Source organism: Bradyrhizobium sp. SYSU BS000235 (genome assembly GCF_049747295.1).
In the GTDB taxonomy this organism is placed as follows: Bacteria; Pseudomonadota; Alphaproteobacteria; order Rhizobiales; family Xanthobacteraceae; genus Afipia.
Map to the genome: position 1 here is coordinate 1616413 of NZ_JBMHJM010000001.1, position 15720 is coordinate 1632132.

At 59.3% G+C, this 15720-nt stretch carries 19 protein-coding genes; 3 read left to right on the forward strand and 16 right to left on the reverse strand.

Annotated elements, in window-relative coordinates:
• Window positions 1-44 precede the first annotated feature (44 nt).
• Window positions 45-479, forward strand: a complete 435-nt coding sequence (locus ACP0KA_RS07535) for a hypothetical protein (RefSeq protein ID WP_424628208.1) — start codon at window positions 45-47, stop codon at window positions 477-479.
• Window positions 480-572: 93 nt separating this feature from the next.
• Here the strand turns inward: ACP0KA_RS07535 and ACP0KA_RS07540 are convergent, their stop codons facing one another.
• Together ACP0KA_RS07540 and ACP0KA_RS07545 are read right to left on the reverse strand one after the other, a co-directional pair.
• Complete coding sequence (locus ACP0KA_RS07540; RefSeq protein WP_424628209.1) at window positions 573-1013, reverse strand: hypothetical protein; 441 nt, start codon at window positions 1011-1013, stop codon at window positions 573-575.
• Between the two features lie 324 nt (window positions 1014-1337).
• Window positions 1338-2147 (reverse strand): response regulator, encoded by an 810-nt coding sequence (locus tag ACP0KA_RS07545; protein ID WP_424628210.1) that lies wholly within the window; start codon window positions 2145-2147, stop codon window positions 1338-1340.
• Between the two features lie 231 nt (window positions 2148-2378).
• On the opposite strand from ACP0KA_RS07545, the gene ACP0KA_RS07550 reads away from it, so the two are divergent.
• Entirely contained in the window at window positions 2379-2621 is a 243-nt protein-coding gene (locus tag ACP0KA_RS07550; protein ID WP_424628211.1) for a NepR family anti-sigma factor, read from the forward strand.
• A complete protein-coding gene (locus ACP0KA_RS07555) occupies window positions 2621-3169 on the forward strand; it encodes a sigma-70 family RNA polymerase sigma factor (protein WP_424628212.1) in 549 nt (182 codons plus the stop codon). The genes ACP0KA_RS07550 and ACP0KA_RS07555 overlap by 1 nt, the downstream gene beginning before the upstream one ends.
• A gap of 106 nt (window positions 3170-3275) precedes the next feature.
• Here ACP0KA_RS07555 and ACP0KA_RS07560 read toward each other — a convergent pair whose 3' ends face one another.
• From ACP0KA_RS07560 to urtB, 14 genes are all read right to left on the reverse strand, one after another.
• Window positions 3276-4931: a CHASE domain-containing protein gene (locus ACP0KA_RS07560; protein WP_424628213.1), complete on the reverse strand. Its 1656-nt coding sequence runs from the start codon at window positions 4929-4931 to the stop codon at window positions 3276-3278.
• A gap of 508 nt (window positions 4932-5439) precedes the next feature.
• Complete coding sequence (gene ureG / locus ACP0KA_RS07565; RefSeq protein ID WP_424628214.1) at window positions 5440-6078, reverse strand: urease accessory protein UreG; 639 nt, start codon at window positions 6076-6078, stop codon at window positions 5440-5442.
• 28 nt (window positions 6079-6106) lie between these two features.
• Window positions 6107-6832, reverse strand: a complete 726-nt coding sequence (locus tag ACP0KA_RS07570; RefSeq protein ID WP_424631507.1) for an urease accessory protein UreF — start codon at window positions 6830-6832, stop codon at window positions 6107-6109.
• Entirely contained in the window at window positions 6810-7385 is a 576-nt protein-coding gene (locus ACP0KA_RS07575) for an urease accessory protein UreE (RefSeq protein WP_424628215.1), read from the reverse strand. Before ACP0KA_RS07575 ends, ACP0KA_RS07570 begins: the two co-directional genes overlap by 23 nt.
• A gap of 64 nt (window positions 7386-7449) precedes the next feature.
• Complete coding sequence (locus tag ACP0KA_RS07580) at window positions 7450-7749, reverse strand: putative quinol monooxygenase (RefSeq protein WP_424628216.1); 300 nt, start codon at window positions 7747-7749, stop codon at window positions 7450-7452.
• A 39-nt stretch (window positions 7750-7788) separates the two neighbouring features.
• Window positions 7789-9504 (reverse strand): urease subunit alpha, encoded by a 1716-nt coding sequence (gene ureC, locus ACP0KA_RS07585; RefSeq protein ID WP_424628217.1) that lies wholly within the window; start codon window positions 9502-9504, stop codon window positions 7789-7791.
• Window positions 9505-9513: 9 nt separating this feature from the next.
• On the reverse strand, window positions 9514-9867 hold the full coding sequence (locus ACP0KA_RS07590) for a GFA family protein (RefSeq protein ID WP_424628218.1): 354 nt from the start codon (window positions 9865-9867) through the stop codon (window positions 9514-9516).
• A gap of 28 nt (window positions 9868-9895) precedes the next feature.
• Window positions 9896-10201, reverse strand: coding sequence for an urease subunit beta (locus tag ACP0KA_RS07595; RefSeq protein ID WP_424628219.1), 306 nt, complete (start codon window positions 10199-10201; stop codon window positions 9896-9898).
• Window positions 10202-10210: 9 nt separating this feature from the next.
• Window positions 10211-10513 (reverse strand): urease subunit gamma, encoded by a 303-nt coding sequence (locus ACP0KA_RS07600; RefSeq protein WP_424628220.1) that lies wholly within the window; start codon window positions 10511-10513, stop codon window positions 10211-10213.
• Between the two features lie 25 nt (window positions 10514-10538).
• Window positions 10539-11375 carry an urease accessory protein UreD gene (locus ACP0KA_RS07605; protein ID WP_424628221.1) on the reverse strand — a complete coding sequence of 279 codons (837 nt, stop codon included), beginning with the start codon at window positions 11373-11375 and terminating at the stop codon, window positions 10539-10541.
• A gap of 34 nt (window positions 11376-11409) precedes the next feature.
• Window positions 11410-12105 (reverse strand): urea ABC transporter ATP-binding subunit UrtE, encoded by a 696-nt coding sequence (urtE, locus tag ACP0KA_RS07610; protein WP_424631508.1) that lies wholly within the window; start codon window positions 12103-12105, stop codon window positions 11410-11412.
• A gap of 4 nt (window positions 12106-12109) precedes the next feature.
• Window positions 12110-12871: an urea ABC transporter ATP-binding protein UrtD gene (urtD, locus tag ACP0KA_RS07615; protein ID WP_424628222.1), complete on the reverse strand. Its 762-nt coding sequence runs from the start codon at window positions 12869-12871 to the stop codon at window positions 12110-12112.
• A 4-nt stretch (window positions 12872-12875) separates the two neighbouring features.
• Window positions 12876-14045, reverse strand: coding sequence for an urea ABC transporter permease subunit UrtC (gene urtC, locus ACP0KA_RS07620; protein ID WP_424628223.1), 1170 nt, complete (start codon window positions 14043-14045; stop codon window positions 12876-12878).
• The gene (gene urtB / locus ACP0KA_RS07625) at window positions 14045-15613 is read right to left on the reverse strand and encodes an urea ABC transporter permease subunit UrtB (RefSeq protein WP_424631509.1); all 1569 of its coding nucleotides are present in this window, start codon (window positions 15611-15613) and stop codon (window positions 14045-14047) included. The genes urtC and urtB overlap by 1 nt, the downstream gene beginning before the upstream one ends.
• Window positions 15614-15720 lie beyond the last annotated feature (107 nt).

A 15720-nucleotide genomic window follows, 5' to 3' on the forward strand; every position in this document is an offset into this window, starting at 1 on the left:
TCGGCGCGTCAATTTCATTGTGGCCATTTTGGATCGGATTTTCGATGCTTCAAAAACTCATCGATGATGTTCGCGAAAGCACCGGATCGGCGCTGCGGCAAACATCCCTCGCGCTTGCCGCCGCGGTATTTCTTTTTGTCACTGTCTCGTTCTTATGCGCGGCCGCCTTTGTCTTCGTTCTCGAGCGCTACGGCTTGATCCAGGCTTGTCTCGCGGGCGCTGGCGTATTCTTTATCGCCACGTTGCTGGCAGCAATGTCTTATGCGGTCCAGAAACGGCAGCAAGTGAACAAGCCTAAGCCGCCCTCTCCGTCCGCCATGCAGGCTGCTCTCAGCGATCCCATGGTGCTGGCTGCGGGCCTGCAAATTGTGCGAACAATCGGGATCAAGCGCATCATTCCCTTGCTTGCCATCGCTGGCGCAGCCCTCGGATTCATGGCAAATCGCAACGCGGCGGCAAAAGAAGAACCGGGCGAATAACTCATTCAGGCGAGCAACGGATAAGAAGGCCAAATGAAAAGAGGCGCCCATCGGCGCCTCTTTTCATTTAATCGGCTTATTGTCAGCTCTGAATTATGTAATGCAGCGCCCTGGGCCGAGCTGCTTGGCCACAGCGGTCAAGGCACTCACTACGGGTTCGCATGCAACCTGCCTGCGCTCCACAGCAGATCCTTTTTCCAGTCTAGCCGGCTGTACCGGCTTGCGGCGTGCATCCGCCGCATCACCTGCCGGCATTCGCAAGGCAACCGATGCATCGTTTGCGCCAGGGACTTTGAATGAAATCGTCAAGCCCCCAGATGGCTGCATCGCCAGATCGCGATCACCTTTTGCAGAGCGATTCACGTTCTGAGAGACAGCAGTCACATTAGCCGGTGCGTGGGCAATACCCATCGTTCCGCTCGTTCTTTGTGCCGAACCGACCAGATCGTTACCGGTCGCCACTTCAAGATGCACGGCACCGAGCGCAAGCGTTGCCGCCACCGCACCGAGAATTCCGGAAGTTACGTTTGACATGATACGCCTCTACGCGTTGTTGCATCGCCGAAGAGCGAATGCGTTAAACAACGTGAACGAAACGGCTTCGTTCCGGACTCAGCCGAAAGGGTGATGGGAACGGCGTCAAAATAATTGTGAAGTGGCCCGGAACGTTTTCGGATACCCCGCGTCTTTCCAAAAGCCGGTTATTCCCCCTGCCCCTAATCAACCGGCTATCGCGTGGGGTGCGACCGTGGTGATGCCGGCCGCACCCCATGTTATTTTAGTGAGACGCAAAAAGCAGGCAGGCAGCAAAAAGCCGGGCGTGGAAATCCACGCCCGGCTTTGCAATGCACTGCTGCGTCAGGAAGCGGCTGCCCTCGACGCACGATTGCGTGAGTTGCGCTGGAAGAACAAAGCCTGGCTCGCGACCGCTGAGACCATCGCGGGCTGGAACGGCTTGGAAATCAGGAAGGCCGGCTCCGGCCGTTCACCGGTGAGGAAGCGTTCCGGATAGGCGGTAATAAATACCACCGGCACCTCGAAGCTTCGCAGCAGTTCGTTGACAGCGTCCAACCCGGAGCTGCCGTCAGCCAACTGGATGTCTGCGAGGATCAATCCCGGCTTCTTGTTCTTGGCCAAGGCAACGGCATCCGCATGGGTCCGCGCCACGCCAATGACGTTATGGCCGAGATTTTTGATCAGGCTTTCCAGGTCCATCGCGATGAAGGTCTCATCCTCGATGATCAGGACGTCGGTCGCGATTTCCGCAGCCAGTTCGCGACCGGCGGTGTCCGTCAGTTCGCGGATCTTCGACACCTCAGTATCGAGGATGTGAGCGACCTCCTGCTCCGAAAAGCCTTCCAGCGACAGCAGCAGAAAGGCCTGCCGTGCCAACGGCGTGATATTTGAGAGCCGCTGCTCCGACGCCGCCTGGGCGGAGGCCGGAGCCTCGGCATTTTCGTTCAACGACACGGAATTCCAGATCCGCGTGAATAGCCGAAACAAGCCCGCACGCGGTCCAAACTTTTCTTCAAGCAACGAGGGGTCTTGCAACAAGGCCTCGAGCATGGCCGCCACATAGGCATCGCCGGACGTCTGGCTCCCGGTCAGGGCGCGTGCGTAGCGACGCAACAGTGGCAAATGTTCAGCAACGAGCTGAGAACGAGACATACCCCCTCCAATCGATAGCTAACGGTTCAGACCCGGAGACATCCACCCGTGGATCCCCGGTTCCTTGATCGCGATAATTACGCACGAACTTCATAAAAGTTCCCAGATGCTGGAACTTTATCCCAAACGACGCATTAGGTTTCTCACATAGGGGCTGAAGTCTTCATTGGCAGGGGGAAACCACCTGCAATTCAAAGCACTTAGCTCTCGGGGAAAACACGGATCACCGCCATGAAAGACTTGAAGCCTCCATCAAACAAACCATCTAGTGGATCGGGTGGATCTGGAAGCGGATCAGGCAAGCCAGGTGGGCTCAATGCCGAGATTCAATCCCGGATCGGACATCAGCTTCGTGCCATGTACGACGATGTAGTGCGCCAAGGCGTGCCGGATCGCTTTGCTGAATTGATCCGCCAGCTCGACACCCCGGATGCCGCTGCGCAGGCGCTGGCGAAAAAAGACGGGAGGGACTAATGCCTCTCACTGACTCTCTTCGAGATGAAATCCTGGCGACCGTGCCAAGTCTGCGCGCGTTCGCAATTTCACTGAGCGGTAACGGCGACCGGGCAGACGACCTGGTGCAGGAAACGCTGCTGCGCGCGCTGGCTCATATCGACTCCTTCCAACCGGGATCGAATCTGCCGGCATGGTTGTTCACGATTCTGCGCAACCTTTTCCGCTCGGACTACCGCAAGCGCCGCCGCGAGGTGGAAGACGCGGAAGGCAGCTACGCGAAAACTCTCAAATCGCAGCCGGCTCAGAATTCACATCTCGAATTCGAGGAATTCCGTACTGCCCTCGAGAAGCTTCCACAGGATCAACGTGAAGCACTTATTCTCGTCGGTGCATCCGGCTTCTCCTACGAAGATGCTGCAGCCATCTGCGGATGCGCGGTCGGCACTATCAAAAGCCGGGTCAATCGCGCTCGCTCCAAACTCAGCGCGCTGCTGACTGTTGAGGGTGCCGAGGATTTCGGTCCAGATGATACGGTGCGCGCCGTGATCGGAGGCGGAGGAGGCTGAGCTCCTCCGCTAATCAGAGAGCAAAACCGATAAAGCAAAAGCAGCTGCGCGGAGCGGCTGCTTTTTCGTTTGTCATGACACAAGCAGAAATAATCGATTTATCGGATCAGCGCTTTTTCACCGGCGCGCTGAGGCGGTTTGTGCGATCAAGTTCATTTTCGTCGATCACCGTTTCCATTGGCGCGGTCAGCTCATACACATAGCTAACATCTGTAAAGTAGCGCTTGGCTGTACCGCCAAGCGCTTCCGGCGCCACGCGATCCAGGAGAACAATGCCGAAATCACTATCGGGCCGCCGGGTGGCAGCGCTGGTATTGAATTCTTCCCAGCGGAAATGAAAGATCGTATCGGGCCGTTCGCCCGCCACGCTCCACTCCACGACCACATGCGGATGCTTGCCAACGAGTGAAAGCCCTTCATCGGCGTGAGAGGCGAGCTCAAAGAACAGCAGCGACAGGCTTTGCGCTGCCCGCGCACTGATGGTGATGTCGGGCCCGTTGAGGACGATGCGCTCACCGTGAGGAATGGCGCGCGACTCGAACAACCCCTTCAGCTTGACACCCTGCCACTGGCTCTCGCTCAGAAGCGAGACGACGTGCGACATGGCATGAATGCGTCCAATCAGCAATTCGCGCGCAACATCGATATCCGCGCCATGCCGCATGGTCCGGGTCACGATGGACTGGATCACCGCGAGGATGTTCTTCACCCGGTGATTGAGTTCATCGATGACGGCGGTCAGCCTCCGCTCAAAGCCGATCCGTGTCTCGATTTCGCGGCTCAGCCGGATGTTGTTGTACGAAACATACCCGAACAGGCCGCAAAGGATCGTGGTCAATGCGGCTCCGATCGCCAGCACGATCGCCGCGACTTCCTGCGCATGAGCCCCTACATGCAGCTTGGCGTAATAGATCAGTGTCCAATCCCGACTGCCGAATGAAACGACGCGCAACAGCGGCGGATTCTCGGCATCGAGTTGCAGGGGGACGGAAACAATGTTCCCGTTGGTGTCGGCACTGAGATTGTTGGACGCATCGCGGGGATCACGCAGCGCCACCGAAAACAGCGACAACTCATCGTTGGCCAGCATCAACGGTGCCAGGCGGTACGAGATCGTCAGAAATCCGGCCACAGTATCCGATCCATCGCCCTTGACGGCAGCGGCAAGAACAATCCCCATCGGGCCGCCGTTTCGGACCAGCTCAAGAGGATCAGATGAAATCGGCTTCCCTTCCTCCGCGGCGCGCGTCAGCACCGGTCCAATAATGGGCTGATCGTCAAAGACGCGGCCGACAAACAATTTCGTTTCATCGTTCTTCGGCTCGACATCCATCAAGACGCTTTCCGGATCCCGTAACGTTGCCGAAGTCAGCGGGGTGTCGTTGAAATTTCGGACCGTCGGATTGGGATAGCCGGCAGCTTTCAGCTCGGCCTGCGCCTGCCCAAGTTGTGAAACCGGAACGCGTGCGATCCAACCCGCGACGACGAAGTCCGTCTTGAATGCGTAGATTGACGAACGCAGCGGCTGCAGGGCATTGGCCTTGTTGATCGACGGCGTCCGGAAAAGCCCGACCGCCACCCTGGTCAGCAATTCGCGCTCGCTCAAGCGCTCCTGCACAAGCGCTGCATGGGTATCGACGGCCCGCGCCAGCGCGATTCGATCAAGCGACAACTCTTGTTCATAGACCTTGAAAGCGGCAAGCCCGGAGACAAGCACTCCGATAATCGCCATCAGTCCTATGATGAAGCCGAGACGGAGCACGCAACTACTCGGAAGAGGAGGAGAACGGGATAGCAGATCGCCGCCGATCAATAGCGGAGCAGTGCAGAGCGGGGAAGGACGCAGATACTGAACGAATGATCATTTGCGCTCAAGAGCCGGCAATCGTTAACCAATTCCAGGGCTGGAAATGGCCCGTGAGTGGGCTAATCACGCCGTGTTCTTTTGGTTCCCGGCAATCAACAAAGAAACCCCGTAATTCTTAATTTCGGATCACCGCTGAACCGTTCTGCGGCTGACCCTTGTCTCGAAGGACGTTCGGTTGATCCGTCCTGACCCTGGCGCCCAATGTCTCCGGGTACCGAGACGTGGAGTGAGCAATAGCCATCATCAAGCTGAGTACAATAACGACGATCCCGATGAGAATCGCCACAAGGAAAATATCGCTGTAGTCTTTGGTCGCGCCACGGTGTCCTCGCTTCATCCGGACTAACCCGCCCACGGGGTGGCAGTTCCGGAACGGACAAGCCAAAGACGAGCGACGAGCCGGCTAATTCTTGCGGGCTGCGTCGGTCACCTGAAGGCCGCCTTTGGTTTCGATAAAGCGGATGATCCGATCGAGCCCCTCGCTCTTCTTGAGATTGGTCATGACGAACGGCCGTTCCCCTCGCATACGCTTTGCGTCGGTGTCCATCTTGTCCAGCGACGCACCGACATAAGGCGCGAGATCGATCTTGTTGATCACCAGCAGATCCGATCGCGTGATTCCAGGGCCGCCCTTGGACGGGATCTTATCGCCTGCGGCAACGTCGATGACATAGATCGTCAAGTCGGCAAGTTCCGGTGAAAAGGTGGCGGCAAGATTGTCACCTCCCGATTCAATCAGTACGAGATCGAGGTTGGGAAACTTGACACGCATGTCGGCGACGGCAGCGAGATTCATCGACGCATCTTCCCGGATCGCCGTATGCGGGCATCCGCCGGTTTCCACACCGGCGATTCGATCCGGCGTGAGAGAACCCGAGCGCACCAGAAACTCTGCATCCCATTTCGTGTAAATGTCATTGGTTATCGCCGCGATATCGTAGCGTTCCCGCATGGTCTTGCAGAGCAGATCCATCAGCGCGGTCTTTCCGGAACCCACCGGGCCGCCAATACCGACACGTAACGGGCCATTGAATTTTGTCATGCGCATACTCGTTTTGCGAAAATCCGACTCATGAGCGGAACAGCCGTGTGTATTGCGTCTCGTGATGCATGCTGGCGAGATCGGCGCGGAATGTCGCGCTACCGAGGTCATCGAGCGTAGCGTCGAGAGCTTTGTCCGCTGTCACGAGGATCATGCTCTCAAGACCGGCAAGGACACGCTGGCTATCCGTCTGCCCGAGCGGAATGAGCCGCACCCCGGCCGAAATCCAGTTCGATGTCATCGCATGCAGAAACGCATGCAGCGTAAGGGCTAAGGAAATGCGGTGCCCGGCGGCCAGCACGCCGACAGCAACAGGATATGCGATCGGCCCGCCGCATGCAGCCAGCAAACCGAGAGCATCGCAGTTCCACGCAGCGCGTGCGATTTCAACGAACGCCCTGCCCTGCGCCGTCGTCTCGAGATGCCGCTCGCGCGACGGCGCGAATGCCGCGGCCAATTCGACGATATGCTGCAGCGTTGTCACGTCGCCCGCCTGCGCTGCGCGATGGGCGTGACTCAGGAACACGCCGTCGCAAAAGCCAGGACCATCCACGAGCATCGCGGATAGCCAGTCCTGAAGCGTCGCGGTGTCGATGATGTCTCCCGCCTCGACTGCCCATTCAATACCGCTTGAGTAAGAGAACGATCCAACGGGAAATGCGGGCGAAAGCCACGTCATCAGCCGAAAGAGCGAAGCCTGATCCGCTTCCGGAATGTGATTCAGACTGTTCTCAGTGCTCGTGGTCATGAGCATGGGAATGACCGTGGTGGTCGTGGTTGTGATGACCGTATGCGTGATGCTTGTGATCGTGCCCTGCGTGATCATGGCCATGATCATGATGGGCGTGCGCTGCGTCGTGCCCACCATCGTGACCATCGCCGGCATAGGCCCCGCCTTCCGGATCGAACGGCGCTTCGATCTCGATAACGCGCGCACCAAGTCCCTTCACCATAGCCTCGATCACATGATCATGACGAATCCGAAGACCCTTTCCGACAATCTGGGTCGGCAAATGCCGATTGCCGAGGTGCCAAGCCAGCCGCACCAGATGCGATGGATCAGTTCCTCGGATTTCAAGAAGCTGCTCGGCGGCAGCGACCACCTCGACCAGCCGGCCATCCTCCAGCACCAGCGCATCGCCGCTGCGCAGGGCAACTGCCTGTTGCAGATCAAGAAGGAATTCAAGGCCGCGAGTACCCGTCATCGTCATACGGCGGCGATGACGGTCGTCGAAACCAAGCACCACAGTGTCAGCCGCCGCCTCGTTCCAGCGATAATGTGGTCGCACTTGCGTTGCGCGGATCATATCAACAGCCTCACAACTTTTTGGATTTCGCCGCGCTGTAGTATGGCAGACGCGGCAACGTCAATTATCGGACATCCACCTTCGCAGGCGTAATCACTTCGATCTTTGGCGGTGCCGCCATGCAGTTTACCGCAATACGCCCGAACGCGCGCATATGGTCGGCCTTGCGGTGCGGCTCCAGCGCCTCTGCATTTTCCCACTGCTCCACGAACACAAGCTTGCTCGGATCAGTGACGCTCTCATGCAGATCATAGGCGATGTTACCCGCTTCCTTGCGTGTCTCCGCGATGCAAGCTTTCGCGCCTGCGATCAGCTCGGCGCGCATTTCAGGCTTCACGGTCAAAGTCGCAACCACATAGATCAAGGCATTTCTCCCGACTGTTTTACTTTCGACGCCGGGACCCTAGTACATGAAATACCGCTGCGCCATGGGCAGCACCTCGGCCGGCGCGCAGGTCAGCAATTCTCCATCGGCACGCACTTCGTACGTTTCCGGATCGACCTCGATGTTCGGTGTGGCACCATTGTGAATCATGCTCTTCTTCGAAATCCCGCCGCGCGTGTTTAAAACAGGATAGAGCGCCTTCTCGGTGCCCAGCTTCTTGCCGAGGCCCGAGATAACGGCAGCCTTTGACGTAAACACCACCGACGACGCCGTCAGAGATTTCCCGAACGCTCCGAACATCGGCTGATAATGCACGGGCTGCGGCGTCGGGATCGAAGCGTTCGGATCACCCATCGGCGCCGCGACGATCGAGCCGCCCTTGATGATGCAATCGGGCTTGACGCCGAAGAACGCAGGCGACCATAGCACGAGATCAGCCATCTTGCCCTTCTCGACCGAGCCGATCAGCTTCGAGACGCCGTGCGCGATCGCCGGATTGATCGTGTATTTCGCGATATAACGCTTCACCCGGAAATTGTCGTTGTCCTTACCCTTGTCCTCGGGCAGCGATCCGCGTTGTTTCTTCATCTTGTCCGCGGTCTGCCAGGTCCGGATGATCACTTCGCCGAGGCGACCCATGGCCTGGGAGTCCGACGACAGCATCGACAGCGCGCCAAGATCGTGGAGAATATCTTCCGCGGCAATGGTCTCCTTACGGATGCGGCTCTCCGCAAAGGCGAGATCTTCGGCGATCGACGGATCGAGATGGTGGCAGACCATCAGCATATCGAGATGCTCATCGATGGTGTTGCGTGTGAACGGCCGCGTCGGATTGGTCGACGACGGCAGCACGTTCTTCAACCCAGCAACCTTGATGATGTCCGGCGCGTGCCCGCCGCCCGCACCTTCCGTGTGGAAGGCGTGGATCGTGCGGCCCTTGAACGCCTTGACGGTATCCTCGACAAAGCCCGACTCATTCAGTGTGTCGGTGTGGATCATCACCTGAATGTCGTGATCGTCCGCCACCGAGAGACAATTGTCGATCGCCGCCGGTGTCGTCCCCCAATCTTCATGCAGCTTGAGCGCGCAGGCGCCCGCCTTGATCATCTCCACCAGCGCGGCAGGCCGCGACGCGTTGCCCTTGCCGGAAATGCCGAGATTGACGGGAAACGCATCGAAGGACTGGATCATCCGTGCGATGTGCCACGGCCCCGGCGTACAGGTGGTGGCGAATGTGCCGTGCGACGGACCGGTGCCGCCGCCGAGCATCGAAGTGACGCCCGACATCAGCGCGTGTTCAATCTGCTGCGGGCAGATGAAATGGATGTGGCTGTCGAAACCACCGGCGGTGAGAATCTTGCCCTCGCCCGCGATGATGTCGGTGCCAGGCCCGATGACGATGGTCACACCGGGCTGAATGTCCGGGTTGCCGGCCTTCCCGATGGCCGAGATGGTACCATCCTTGATGGCGACATCGCCCTTTACAATGCCCCAGTGATCCACAATCAGCGCGTTGGTGATGACCGTGTCGGCCGCCCCTTGCCTGTTGGTGACCTGCGATTGGCCCATGCCGTCGCGGATCACCTTGCCGCCACCGAACTTCACCTCCTCGCCATAAACGGTGAAGTCTTTCTCGACTTCGATGATCAGATCTGTATCGGCCAACCGGACGCGATCTCCGGTCGTGGGGCCGAACATGTCGGCATAGACGGAACGTTTAATCCTGGTGGCCATAAAACGCTTTCAGTATGCCTTGCCGTTGAACTTTTTCACCTGCAGCGAATCGACATCAATATCGTCAAGGCAGCGAACGTTGACGGCGATCATCTCAGCTCCATCAGGCGCTTTGCCGGACGCAAAAGACTCAACGCCGCAGGTCGCGCAGAAACGATGGCTAATGGCGTTTTTGTTGAACAAATATTCCGTTGTCGCGCCTTCACCGGAGAGCAGCTTGAAGTCCTGCGCCGGAACGAATGCAAGCAGTGTCCCGAGCCTGCCGCAGCGTGAGCAGTTGCACGCAAGGACCTCTCCGATCTCTCCGGACATTTCGTAACGAACCTTGCCGCACTGACAGCCGCCCGAATATGTGTCTTTCATCGTTTTCTCCGCCCGCTGACGTGTGCACTCACAGCTTGCCGCTCACCTCGCCGCGGAAGCCATAGATGGTGCGCTTGCCCGCAAGCGCCACGAGATTGACCTCACGCGTCTGCCCGGGTTCGAATCGCACAGCGGTACCCGCCGCGATATCCAGCCGCATCCCACGCGCTTTCTTCCGATCGAACTTCAAGGCTGGATTGGTTTCGAAGAAATGATAGTGCGACCCGACCTGAACGGGGCGATCGCCGGTGTTGGCGACGGTGAGTGTCACCGTCTTGCGGCCGGCGTTGAGTTCGATGTCGCCGTCCTTGATGAACATTTCACCGGGAATCATGGACGCCTCTCAACGAATTGGCTCGTGAACGGTGACAAGCTTAGTGCCGTCCGGGAATGTCGCTTCAACCTGGATATCATGGATCATTTCAGGAATTCCGCTCATGACCTGATCGCGCGTCAGGACTTCCGCCCCGGCCTTCATCAACTCGGCGACGGTACGGCCGTCGCGCGCGCCTTCAACGATGAAGTCGGAAATGATCGCCACCGCTTCGGGGTGGTTGAGTTTGACGCCGCGCTCCAGACGCCGCCGCGCCACCATCGCGGCCATCGAAACCAGAAGTTTGTCCTTTTCGCGGGGAGACAAATTCATGCGCAGTATCCGATTGAAATTGAACCTAGTTAAGCCAAAGACGCGGCAAACCCGACGGACTGGCCTGCCCTAACACCGTCATCATGTCGGCGCGAAGCGTCGCCGCATCCTGTGCGCAGAAGCGCGCGATTGCAAATCCGTCCCAGGCAGAGATACCGACTTCACCGCCGAATCGATCCGACGATGCGCGGATACGCTCCACGACCGCCTCATCCCCGGGCACGATGAGCGCCGTGCCGATCGCTCCGCCGCCGTTCAGGACAGCGCGGCTTGCCAGCCTGCGCGCGATGTCGCCGTCGAGACGAACGGTTTCCGCAAACGCCAGCTTGTCCCCGAGCCGCATTCGCCAGCGATCCACAAAGCGGCCCTTCGTCATCGTTTCGCCCATGGCGGCCCGGCCGAACACGACGATTTCGCACAGCAGAAGCGAAGCACCCTCTGCCACATCAATATCGATGCTGCGTGATACGCAAGACTGATCGAACAGGATCGTTTCCTGCGGTAACCACGCAAGCCGTGACCCGGTTTCGGCACACAACTTGATGTTCACATGCGATTCAGGCCCATGGGAGCGATAGAGTTTTTCCGCCGCAGCTGTCGTGACGGTCAGTTGGGCGTTGGCCCGCGTGCAGATATCAATATCGAAGCGATCGCCGCCCGCGATGCCGCCGGCGGTGTTGACGAAGACCGCAGAGAGGCCTTGCTGCTCGGGTGACGGAAAGCGCACACGCAGTGACCCCTCCTCGTGCAGCTCGCGCCGTCGCGTCAGTCCATCCCGGACATGCACGTCAAACCTCACCGCGCCAATCGCACGATTGGCCGCGAAGGTCTCCGATACCGAAGATGTCGTCTCGCTCTGCATCCCGCCCAGCCCGCTCAGGAGTCTTCACTTCCTATCAGAGCGCCATCTGGCGACTGATCTCGTCCGGATCGAGCGTGCTGCGACCGCATGTGAACTTCACCGCGCCGCGATCCATGACGGCGAAATTGTCGCCGAGCTCGCAGGCAAAGTCGAGATATTGTTCAACCAGCACGATGGCCATCGTGCCCAAGCTGCGAAGGTAGGAAATCGCCCGGCCGATATCCTTGATGATCGACGGCTGAATGCCTTCGGTCGGCTCGTCCAGGAGAAGCAGCTTCGGACGCATCACGAGTGCGCGGCCGATCGCGAGCTGCTGCTGCTGGCCTCCCGACAGATCGCCGCCGCGGCGGCCCAGCATGTTCTGCAGGACCGGAAACAGCGAGAACACGTCGTCCGGTATAGAGCGTTCGCTCCGCTTGAGCGGCGCAAAGCCGGTCTTGAGGTTCTCTTCGACGGTCAGGAGAGGAAAGATTTCGCGGCCCTGAGGTACAAAGGACATGCCTTTTCGGGCGCGCTCATACGGCTTCAATCCCGAAATGTCGGCGCCGTCGAAGGTGATGGAGCCGCCGGAGATTGGGTATTGTCCGACCATGGCGCGCAGCAGGCTGGTCTTGCCGACGCCATTGCGGCCCAGCACGCAGGTCACCTTGCCGGGCTCGGCCAGCAGCGACACCCCGCGCAATGCCTGTGCTGCGCCGTAGGAGAGGCTGATGTTGTTGACATTGAGCATAGCTTCACCGCCCCAGATAGACTTCAATCACGCGCTCGTTGGCGGAAACCTGGTCGATCGACCCTTCCGCCAGCACTGAGCCTTCGTGCAGGCAGGTCACGCGCACACCAAGCTCGCGCACGAACGTCATGTCGTGCTCGACCACGACCACCGTCTTGTCCTTGTTGATCTCTTTGAGAAGCTCAGCGGTCTGATGGGTTTCGACATCGGTCATGCCGGCCACCGGCTCGTCGACCAGCAACAGCTTGGGATCCTGCGCCAGTAACATGCCGATCTCGAGCCACTGCTTCTGACCATGCGACAATGCGCCAGCCAGCCGATCGCGCGAACCGGTCAGACGGATCGTCTCAAGAACGCGGTCGATCCGCTCGCGCTCGTCCGCCGTCTCCCGCCAGAACAATGTCTTGCGAACGCCATGGTCGGTCTTCAGCGCAAGGCGCAGATTGTCCTCGATGGTCTGGCTTTCGAACACGGTCGGCTTCTGGAATTTGCGGCCAATGCCGAGCTCCGCGATCTGGGTCTCGTCCAGTCGCGCGAGATCGACCGAACCATCAAACAGGACATCGCCTTCGTCGGGCTTTGTTTTCCCGGTGATGATATCCATCATCGTCGTCTTCCCGGCCCCATTTGGACCAATGATGGCCCGCATCTCGCCCGGCGCGATGGTCAACGACAGATTGTTGATGGCGTGAAATCCATCGAAGGAAACATGGACCCCATCGAGGTACAACATGGCAGACGTCGCGCGAGTGTCCATGACATTCATAGGCTTACTCCGCCATCCGTGTTTCAGCGATGCCATCTTCGAGTGCTGCGCTCGCTGCGTTTGTCTCGAACTGCTCTTCCCGGCGTCGCTCCCACCAGTCCTTCACAGTGCCGACAATCCCCTTGGGCAACAGCAACGTCACCAGGATGAACAGCGCTCCCAGCATGAATAGCCAATATGGCGCCAACACACCGGACGTGAACGCCGTCTTGGCGTAGTTCACAACAACAGCGCCGAGCGCTGCACCGATCAGCGTGCCGCGTCCGCCGACGGCAACCCAGATCACCGCCTCGATCGAATTGCCCGGCGCAAACTCCCCAGGATTGATGATGCCGACCTGCGGCACATACAGCGCGCCTGCGACCCCCGCCATGCAGGCCGACAGCGTGAAGACGAAGAGCTTGTAGGACTCCACGCGATAGCCCAGAAACCGCGTCCGGGATTCCGCGTCACGTATGGCAACGAGAACCTTGCCAAGCTTCGAGGTGACGATGGCGCGGCAGATCAAGAAAGCAACTGCAAGCGCGACACAAGACAGGATGAACAGCACCGCGCGCGTTCCCTGCGCCTGGACACTGAAGCCGAGAATATCCTTGAAGTCAGTCAGGCCGTTGTTGCCGCCGAAGCCGAAATCGTTGCGGAAGAACGCCAGCAACAGCGCATAGGTCATGGCCTGCGTAATGATCGACAGATACACGCCGGTCACGCGCGAGCGGAAGGCCAGCCAGCCGAAGCAGAAGGCCAGCAGGCCCGGCACCACAAGCACCATCAGGGCGGCGAACCAGAACATATCGAAGCCCAGCCAGTACCACGGCAGCTTCTGGTAGTTGAGGAACACCATGAAATCAGGCAACAGCGGATTGCCGTAGACGCCGCGACTGCCGATCTGCCGCATTAGATACATGCCCATGGCATAACCGCCGAGGGCAAAGAAGGCGCCGTGACCGAGCGACAGGATTCCGCAATACCCCCAGATCAAATCGATGGAGAGCGCGAGGATCGCATAGCAAAGATACTTGCCAAACAGTGCCATCAGATAGGTGGGCACCTGCAGCGGAGACGTTTCCGGCAGCAGCAAATTCGACAGCGGCACAAGAATGCCGATTGCCGCGACGATCAACAGAAAGACCGTCGCGCTTTTGTCGAGGGATCGGGTGAGAATGTGCGGCGTCATCATGCTTCCACCGACCGACCCTTGAGCGCGAATAGGCCGCGCGGCCGCTTCTGAATGAACAGGATGATCAGGACCAGAATGGCGATTTTGCCCAGCACCGCGCCGGCAACCGGCTCGAGAAACTTGTTGGCCATGCCGAGGGTCAACGCGCCGACCAGCGTGCCCCACAGATTGCCGACACCACCGAACACCACCACCATGAATGAATCGATGATGTAGCTTTGGCCGAGATTAGGGCTGACGTTGTCGATCTGGGATAGGGCCACGCCCGCAATGCCGGCGATGCCCGACCCGAGACCGAAGGTCAGGGCGTCGACCCGCGAGGTGGCGATGCCCATCGAAGCCGCCATGCGCCGGTTCTGCGTCACGGCGCGCATCTCAAGTCCGAGACTTGTGAAACGCAGCATCGCCAGCAGGATGAAAAACACCGCGAGCGTAAAGACCACGATCCACAGCCGGTTATAGGTAATCGTCAGGTAGCCGATGTCGAATGCGCCGCTCATCCACGACGGATTGCCGACCTCGCGGTTGGTGGGGCCGAAGACGGTCCGCACCGCCTGCTGAATGATGAGGGAGAGTCCCCAGGTGGCGAGAAGGGTCTCGAGCGGGCGTCCGTAAAGAAAGCGAATGATCGTCCGCTCGATCAAAACACCGATGAGCCCGGCGACCAGAAATGCCAGCGGCACGGCGATGAACAGCGAATAATCGAACAGCGCCGGGTAGCTCGTCCGGATGATCTCCTGCACCACGAAAGTGACATAGGCGCCGATCATCACCATTTCGCCATGGGCCATGTTGATGACCCCCATCACGCCGAACGTGATCGCGAGGCCGATCGCGGCCAACAGCAGTACCGAACCGAGTGAGAGGCCGTACCATGCGTTCTGCACGGTCGCCCAAATCGCAAGGGTGCTTTGGATCGATCCGATCGCACTCGCGGCCGCACGCACCACCGACTGCGGCTGATCCGGCGGCAAACTTGTCAGGATCGCCAAGGCGTCCTGATCACCGCGCGCGCGGATGACGGAGATCGCATCGAGCTTGTCAGCCTCGCTTGCATCGTCCTTGAACAGCACGATGGCGGCCTTGGCTTGCGCTAGCGCCCGCTTGGCGGTGCTGTTGGGTTCTTTCTGCAGCGCGCTTTCAACCGTCGGCAGAACAGCCGCGTCATGGGATTTGAAAACCGCCTGCGCGGCTTGAATGCGCGTCGCGACATCCGGCGATAGCAGTGTGAGCCCGCCCATGGCAGCCTCAACCGCACGGCGCAGGCGGTTGTTGAGGCGCACGGCACTCGCGCCCGCAGGCACCTCGGCCACAGGCGCCCCGGTCGCAGCGTCGGAAACTTTGCCGTCAGCGGCCTTGATGAAAACCTTCTTGCTCTCGGCATCGGCCATCAGGCGGCCATCCTGCAATGCCGCGATGATAGGAGCAGCCTGTGGATTGCCGCTGGTTGCGATCACACCGACAGCTTCTTCGGTATCGGAGAATGAGTCATTGGCAAACTGCGCAACCGCATCTTCAAAGGGCCCCGCCACTGCGGGCAGAGCCATGCAGACGATCAGCGCCATTGCCGCGAACAGCGCGCGGCCTCGAACCATGAAATTTAAAAGCACGTGACAACCCCGGCAGAGGTGGTGGGAGACGGCGACAATCGCCGCCCCCCGGACGTTCAGCT

Excerpts from the sequence above, each read along its gene's own strand:
- ACP0KA_RS07535 (WP_424628208.1), top strand. The coding sequence starts at position 45 with ATGCTTCAAAAACTCATCGATGATGTTCGCGAAAGCACCGGATCGGCG.
- ACP0KA_RS07540 (WP_424628209.1), bottom strand. The coding sequence starts at position 1,013 with ATGTCAAACGTAACTTCCGGAATTCTCGGTGCGGTGGCGGCAACGCTT.
- ACP0KA_RS07545 (WP_424628210.1), bottom strand. The coding sequence starts at position 2,147 with ATGTCTCGTTCTCAGCTCGTTGCTGAACATTTGCCACTGTTGCGTCGC.
- ACP0KA_RS07550 (WP_424628211.1), top strand. The coding sequence starts at position 2,379 with ATGAAAGACTTGAAGCCTCCATCAAACAAACCATCTAGTGGATCGGGT.
- ACP0KA_RS07555 (WP_424628212.1), top strand. The coding sequence starts at position 2,621 with ATGCCTCTCACTGACTCTCTTCGAGATGAAATCCTGGCGACCGTGCCA.
- ureG (WP_424628214.1), bottom strand. The coding sequence starts at position 6,078 with ATGACAAAATTCAATGGCCCGTTACGTGTCGGTATTGGCGGCCCGGTG.
- ACP0KA_RS07570 (WP_424631507.1), bottom strand. The coding sequence starts at position 6,832 with ATGCTCATGACCACGAGCACTGAGAACAGTCTGAATCACATTCCGGAA.
- ACP0KA_RS07575 (WP_424628215.1), bottom strand. The coding sequence starts at position 7,385 with ATGATCCGCGCAACGCAAGTGCGACCACATTATCGCTGGAACGAGGCG.
- ureC (WP_424628217.1), bottom strand. The coding sequence starts at position 9,504 with ATGGCCACCAGGATTAAACGTTCCGTCTATGCCGACATGTTCGGCCCC.
- ACP0KA_RS07590 (WP_424628218.1), bottom strand. The coding sequence starts at position 9,867 with ATGAAAGACACATATTCGGGCGGCTGTCAGTGCGGCAAGGTTCGTTAC.
- ACP0KA_RS07595 (WP_424628219.1), bottom strand. The coding sequence starts at position 10,201 with ATGATTCCCGGTGAAATGTTCATCAAGGACGGCGACATCGAACTCAAC.
- ACP0KA_RS07600 (WP_424628220.1), bottom strand. The coding sequence starts at position 10,513 with ATGAATTTGTCTCCCCGCGAAAAGGACAAACTTCTGGTTTCGATGGCC.
- ACP0KA_RS07605 (WP_424628221.1), bottom strand. The coding sequence starts at position 11,375 with ATGCAGAGCGAGACGACATCTTCGGTATCGGAGACCTTCGCGGCCAAT.
- urtE (WP_424631508.1), bottom strand. The coding sequence starts at position 12,105 with ATGCTCAATGTCAACAACATCAGCCTCTCCTACGGCGCAGCACAGGCA.
- urtD (WP_424628222.1), bottom strand. The coding sequence starts at position 12,871 with ATGAATGTCATGGACACTCGCGCGACGTCTGCCATGTTGTACCTCGAT.
- urtC (WP_424628223.1), bottom strand. The coding sequence starts at position 14,045 with ATGACGCCGCACATTCTCACCCGATCCCTCGACAAAAGCGCGACGGTC.
- urtB (WP_424631509.1), bottom strand. The coding sequence starts at position 15,613 with ATGGCGCTGATCGTCTGCATGGCTCTGCCCGCAGTGGCGGGGCCCTTT.